This window comes from Staphylococcus sp. HMSC072H03 (genome assembly GCF_001809305.1).
Classification (GTDB): Bacteria; Bacillota; Bacilli; order Staphylococcales; family Staphylococcaceae; genus Staphylococcus; species Staphylococcus hominis.
Window position 1 is genome coordinate 43,051 of sequence record NZ_KV796875.1, and the last position, 6,000, is coordinate 49,050.

At 31.1% G+C, this 6,000-nt stretch carries 8 protein-coding genes; 6 read left to right on the forward strand and 2 right to left on the reverse strand.

From position 1 onward, the window contains the following. Positions 1–577: 577 nt before the first annotated feature. Positions 578–1,279, forward strand: coding sequence for an HAD family hydrolase (locus tag HMPREF2578_RS02160; protein ID WP_049382354.1), 702 nt, complete (start codon positions 578–580; stop codon positions 1,277–1,279). Positions 1,280–1,425: 146 nt separating this feature from the next. Here the strand turns inward: HMPREF2578_RS02160 and HMPREF2578_RS02165 are convergent, their stop codons facing one another. Both HMPREF2578_RS02165 and HMPREF2578_RS02170 read right to left on the reverse strand, forming a co-directional pair. Continuing rightward, positions 1,426–2,088, reverse strand: a complete 663-nt coding sequence (locus HMPREF2578_RS02165; RefSeq protein WP_002449060.1) for a deoxynucleoside kinase — start codon at positions 2,086–2,088, stop codon at positions 1,426–1,428. Further along, positions 2,081–2,698 (reverse strand): deoxynucleoside kinase, encoded by a 618-nt coding sequence (locus tag HMPREF2578_RS02170; protein ID WP_049382355.1) that lies wholly within the window; start codon positions 2,696–2,698, stop codon positions 2,081–2,083. The genes HMPREF2578_RS02165 and HMPREF2578_RS02170 overlap by 8 nt, the downstream gene beginning before the upstream one ends. A gap of 63 nt (positions 2,699–2,761) precedes the next feature. On the opposite strand from HMPREF2578_RS02170, the gene tadA reads away from it, so the two are divergent. The 5 genes from tadA to HMPREF2578_RS02195 form a co-directional block, all read left to right on the forward strand. Beyond that, complete coding sequence (gene tadA / locus HMPREF2578_RS02175; protein ID WP_049382356.1) at positions 2,762–3,250, forward strand: tRNA adenosine(34) deaminase TadA; 489 nt, start codon at positions 2,762–2,764, stop codon at positions 3,248–3,250. 117 nt (positions 3,251–3,367) lie between these two features. Continuing rightward, positions 3,368–4,234 carry an HAD family hydrolase gene (locus HMPREF2578_RS02180; protein WP_017175353.1) on the forward strand — a complete coding sequence of 289 codons (867 nt, stop codon included), beginning with the start codon at positions 3,368–3,370 and terminating at the stop codon, positions 4,232–4,234. A 27-nt stretch (positions 4,235–4,261) separates the two neighbouring features. Beyond that, positions 4,262–4,828: an NADPH-dependent FMN reductase gene (locus HMPREF2578_RS02185; protein ID WP_070508227.1), complete on the forward strand. Its 567-nt coding sequence runs from the start codon at positions 4,262–4,264 to the stop codon at positions 4,826–4,828. A gap of 115 nt (positions 4,829–4,943) precedes the next feature. Then, positions 4,944–5,213 (forward strand): hypothetical protein, encoded by a 270-nt coding sequence (locus HMPREF2578_RS02190; protein ID WP_070508228.1) that lies wholly within the window; start codon positions 4,944–4,946, stop codon positions 5,211–5,213. 454 nt (positions 5,214–5,667) lie between these two features. Next, positions 5,668–6,000: YSIRK-type signal peptide-containing protein (locus HMPREF2578_RS02195; RefSeq protein ID WP_070508229.1), on the forward strand; the 333-nt coding region annotated here is incomplete at its 3' end.

Sequence of the window (6,000 nt, forward strand, 5' to 3'; positions counted from 1 at the left end):
TTAGTAAGTGGTATTCTTGTAAATGGTGAACCGAGAAATTAATTGTTTCCCCCTAATCGAATTGAATATATATTTTCATTAAATACTATTAAAGCACGCTTTTTATTTAAATATAGTTACTAAATAAGAAGCGTGTTTCTTAATATATAATTTAAATTATAACGAATTAACATTGAGATACATTAAATAAGAGGTGATGATAATACTGAAACATCAAATATTAAAACATTTATTACAGAATGCAAAAACTGTGGAAAAGTAGAATTTTTTAATATAGCACCTGTAAGGTTATAAATATATAATGAAATGGAATGTTGACACGTATCAACTTGTTGTAGACAATAAAAATGAAGCGATGTATGATATTCTTAGAGACTATTCCCTTACACATAGTCTCATTCCCGTTGAGGCATAGTAATGCCAACGTTATTCAAAACTAGTTTTATATTATTCTTAGTTGAGTCATGCCTAGAGAGGTATGGCTTTTTTTATAAACGTATGCTAAGCAGTTCTTTTATTATACTTAAAAGAACAATGTATATTACAATGAAATATAAAATAAGGAGTGTATATATAAATGGAATGGATATTATTTGATAAAGATGGTACATTAATCGAATTTGATCATAGTTGGGAAAAAATTGGCGTACGCTTGGTAAATAGTTTCCTAGAGACATTTCCTGTAGCGAATAAAGAAGCAACGCTTCGCAAATTAGGCGTTGTTAAAGATACGATTAGTCCGGATTCTGTTATGGGTTCAGGATCGTTAGATGAAATTGTTCATGCATTTAATGACGAATCAGGTAAAGATGTTTCTAAATGGACGCGTGATACAAGTCAAACATTAATAGATAGCCGTGAACCAGAAAACAACTGGATAGATGGCGTTTATGATATGATTCAATCATTACGACATGAAGGCTATAAAATTGGTATTGTGACTAGTGACTCTGAAAAAGGGGTGACACAATTTTTAGAAGAAACACATTCTAAAGATGCGTTTGATTTAGTCATTTCTACTGAAGCGCATGCGGCTGAAAAACCCAATCCTGAAGTACTGAAGCCACTTTTTGATCATTATGATGTTAAACCGGAAGATGTAGCCATTGTAGGTGACACAAATAATGATATGAAGACTAAAGTGAATGCAAAGTTAGGTTTAGCCATTGGTGTATTAAGTGGTATCGCAAAAAAAGAGGAACTTGTGGATGCTGATTACGTGATTGAAACAGCTGTGAGTGTACCAGAAGTATTAAAAAAATATACACAAAGTAATTAAACACAAAGTGATTAAAGTATCAATTGTTATTTTCTACATTTATAACATATTGGCAGCCAAGGACTGAATTAAAAATGTGTTTATACCAATTTTTTAATTCTAGTCCTTCTTGCCTAGATGAGACAGTAAAGTCTGTCTCTCTTTTTTTATCGATGATCGACATTTCGATATGTTTGAATAATATGTGCAATTTTGTCGATAATTGGATCTAAAGAGTCGGGATTTTCATGAATATCATATTCATTAATGTTCACTCTTACTACGGGACAAGCATTAAAATTGTTAATCCAATTTTCATAGCGTTTAAATAACTTTTTCCAATATACCGGATCAGTATTCATTTCCATATCGCGGCCACGTTGATGAATACGGTCGATCACTTCATCATAATCACAATCTAAATAAATTAAAACATCTGGTTTAGGGAAATAGGGTGTCATAACCATTGCTTCAAATAACTCCGAGTAAGTTTTAAAATCTTCTTTACTCATTGTTCCTTGTTCTTCATGCATTTTTGCGAAAATATCAACATCTTCATAAATAGAACGATCTTGTATAAAGCCTCCTCCGTATTCAAACATGCGTTTTTGTTCTTTAAAACGTTCAGCTAAAAAATAAATTTGCAGATGGAAACTCCAACGTTCAAAATCATTATAGAATTTATCTAAGTAGGGGTTATGGTCTACATTTTCAAAGGAAGTTCTGAAATTGAGTTTATCAGCAAGCGCTTGGGTTAATGTAGATTTTCCTACGCCTACCGTTCCAGCAATTGTAATAATTGCATTTTGAGGGATACCGTAATTATTCATATGTTATATCTCCTATCATGGGTTTAATTTGGTTTAAAATCAATTGATAATCTGATTCATTTTGCACAAAATCTAAATCAGAAGTGTCGATTAAAATCACATTAGCACCTTCATTTTTTAATGTTTCATAAAATGATAAATAATCCTTTTTTAAATTAAGTAAGTAGCTATCTTCAATTTGATGTTCAAAGCTACGGTTACGTTTAGCAATACGACGTTTCAGTACATCTAAATCAGCATCTAAAAAGATGATCATATTAGGTAATTCAAGATCTTCAGTTAAAATATTGAAAATACGATTGAATTTATCAAATTCTGATTCGTTAAGTGTATTGCGGGCAAATATTCTATTTTTATAAATATGGTAATCACTTACCACACCTTGATTAATTTTTGCAATATCTTGTGCTTGTTTATAACGATTACAAAGGAAGAACATTTCAGTTTGAAAACTCCATTTTGAAATATCATCATAAAAATCAGAAAGAAAGGGGTTTTCATTAATGATTTCATTTTCTTCATAATAATTAAAGGTTTGGCTAATTTTATGAGTAAGAGACGATTTGCCAACGCCAATCGGACCTTCTATTGCAATAAATGGTTTATTCATAATTACATCTCCAAATGTTAAAATAGACATTGAGTATTTTATCATAAGTAAGGGATGACACATATGACAAATGATGAATTTTACATGAAATGTGCAATTGAAGAAGCGAAAAAGGCTCGACAGCTTGGTGAAGTTCCAATCGGAGCAGTGATCGTTAAAGATAACGACATTATTTCACGTGCCCATAATTTAAGAGAAACCCTGCAACAGCCTACTGCTCATGCTGAACACTTAGCAATAGAACGGGCAGCTAAAGTCATAGGAAGTTGGCGTTTAGAAGATTGTACATTATATGTCACATTAGAACCCTGTGTCATGTGTGCTGGAACGGTTGTAATGAGTCGTATACCACGAGTTGTATATGGCGCGATGGATCCTAAAGGAGGATGTAGTGGTAGTTTAATGGATTTACTACAACAACCACAATTTAATCATCGTGCAATTGTTGAACAGGGTGTGTTAGAAGAAGCGTGTAGCAATTTATTGAAACAATTTTTCCGTGATTTAAGAGCTAAAAAAGTTAAAAGAAACTCATCACCGTACAAAAGATGATAAATTTGTTAGAATAGGAACGGTAAAACAAATTTAAATTTTGTAATTGTGTTCACTGAATATGTATGTTCTAAAATATAATAGCTGTAAGTTTAGCTAATGAAATGAGGTAACGGCATGATTAAACTGATTGCAACAGATATGGATGGGACACTGTTAAATGCAGCACATGAAATTTCAGAAGAAAATATTAATGCGATTAAATATGCTCAATCAAAAGGGATTACAGTAGTCATTGCAACGGGTCGTGCGTTTTATGAAGCAAGCACGCCTATGGCTGAAACAGATTTAAAAGTGCCTTATATTTGTTTAAATGGTGCAGAAGTACGTGATGAATCATTCAATATTATGAATACCTCTCATTTAAATCATGAATTAGTAGAACGAATTAAAGCGATTCTTGATCGAGAAGACGTGTACTACCAAGTGTATACGAATAGAGGGATTTATACAGAAGATCCAACACGTGATTTAGATATCTATTTAGATATTGCAAGAAATGCAGGCCAACAAGGTGATGTTGAAAAGATTAAAGCAGGGATTCAAAAACGTATAGATAACGGGACACTCAAAATTGTCGATAATTACAAGGATATTGAAGATATTCCGGGAGAACTGATAATGAAAGTACTGGCGTTTAATCCAGATCTTGAAAAAATTGAACGTATTGGAAAAGAATTATCGGCCATATCAAGTCTTGCTGTTTCATCATCATCACGTGGTAATTTAGAAATTACGCATTCAGATGCTCAAAAAGGAATTGCATTAGAAACTATTGCTAATCAACTTCATATTGACTTACAAGATGTCATGGCGTTAGGTGATAATTTAAACGATGTATCCATGCTTGAACGCGTAGGCTATCCTGTTGCGATGGACAATGCGATGCCCGAAGTGAAAGCTATAGCTAAATTGGTTACAGATACCAATGAACATAGTGGTGTAGGTAAAGCAATTATAAAAGTTTTAACTGAAGAGAAATAAATAATATTTAAGAGGTGTTAGAACGAAATGAAAGGACTTATCGTAGTAGGAAGTGCACAAGTAGGTTCACATACCAATGCACTAGCTAAATATTTAACAGGACAATTCGATAATCATGATGTCGACGTAGATATTTTTGATTTAGCTGAAAGACCATTAAATCAACTTGATTTTTCAGGAACAACACATTCAACAGAAGAAATTAAAGCGAATACAAAAGAGTTCCAGGACAAAGCAATGGAAGCGGATTTCCTAATTTTTGGTACGCCAAATTATCATGGTTCATATTCAGGCATTTTAAAAAATGCGTTAGATCACATTAATATGGATTATGTCAAAATGAAACCAGTGGGCTTAATAGGTAACAGTGGCGGTATCGTAAGTTCAGAACCACTCTCACATTTACGTGTCATTGTTCGTAGTTTATTAGGTATTGCTGTACCTACACAAATTGCAACACACGATTCGGACTATGCAAAATTAGAAGACGGCACACTGTATTTAAATGACGAAGAATTCCAATTACGCGCAAAACTATTTGTCGATCAAATTTTATCATTTGTCAATAACAGTCCGTACGAACATTTAAAATAAATTATAATAATGTTAAAAAACACATTTATAAAGGAAGAAACGAGTTTAAAGAGCGATAAGTATCGCTCTTTTTTTATTTTTTTATTAAATTAAATAAAAAAAGTATTAATAGTGTTTGAATATTATATTTTCATTTAAATATGGAAGAACTAAAGGTTTATTTATAGTACTAGGTACAGCAAAAATAGACGATGTTTATTCAGTATTCTTAGTTGCTGAGAAAAAAGAGATGAACTCTGATTCATTCGTAGCTATTACTCAGGAGAAATCATACTATCCAACAACTGATGAAATAACAAAGGATCAGAGTATACTCACAACAAAAAAAGATGTAACAGAAGCGGTAACAGTACCAAATTATTCAAGTGAAAATTGTCTAAATTAGCTTCCATATCTAACCTTTAAAAAATAAAATATTTAGTAAATTAATTAAAATTTTTTGATAAAAAAGTATGTTAAGTGTTACAATATTTTAGTTAAAATTATAAAAATGTATGTAATCTACTTGTAAATTTAAACAATATTAAAAACTATTTACTATATTGAAAGAAAATAGTTTAATGTCAATGTACATTGTTAATGTTTAAGAAAATACATTGTAGAAAATTATAATTAAAACAATTTATTAGGTTCAAAAAGATTAGAATATCTCGTCTTTTGATAGGCTTAATATTTATTTTTTTATTGTAAAAAAATTTAAAAGTATTGTGTTAAATAAGAAAAAAGATTATTCTATAGATGTATTTACATATAAAAGTATATGTAGTTTTCTTGCAAATACGTATGTTTTTATTTTAATTATAAAAACTTTTTAAAAGAAATTTACTGGGAGGTAAAGTATGAATAAAAGAAGACAAGGACCAATTAATAAAAAAGTGGATTTTTTATCAAATAAGTTAAATAAATATTCTATTAGAAAATTCACTGTAGGAACAGCTTCTATATTAGTAGGTGCAACACTAGTTTTTGGAATAGATAATGAAGCACAAGCAGCTGAAAATAACCAGTCTGAATCAGTAGAAACAAATAATAATGAAAGTGCAACAGCCGAAGAAAGCACGTCACAAACAAAAGAGCCAGCAACAGAAGAAAGCACGCCACAAACAAAAGAAGCAGTAACAGAAGAAAGTACACCACAAACAAAAGAAGCAGCAACGACAGAAGAAAGCACA

Bases quoted from the DNA above. Each gene is read 5' to 3' on its own strand.
- HMPREF2578_RS02160 (WP_049382354.1), top strand. From the start codon at position 578: ATGGAATGGATATTATTTGATAAAGATGGTACATTAATCGAATTTGAT.
- HMPREF2578_RS02165 (WP_002449060.1), bottom strand. From the start codon at position 2,088: ATGAATAATTACGGTATCCCTCAAAATGCAATTATTACAATTGCTGGA.
- HMPREF2578_RS02170 (WP_049382355.1), bottom strand. From the start codon at position 2,698: ATGAATAAACCATTTATTGCAATAGAAGGTCCGATTGGCGTTGGCAAA.
- tadA (WP_049382356.1), top strand. From the start codon at position 2,762: ATGACAAATGATGAATTTTACATGAAATGTGCAATTGAAGAAGCGAAA.
- HMPREF2578_RS02180 (WP_017175353.1), top strand. From the start codon at position 3,368: ATGATTAAACTGATTGCAACAGATATGGATGGGACACTGTTAAATGCA.
- HMPREF2578_RS02185 (WP_070508227.1), top strand. From the start codon at position 4,262: ATGAAAGGACTTATCGTAGTAGGAAGTGCACAAGTAGGTTCACATACC.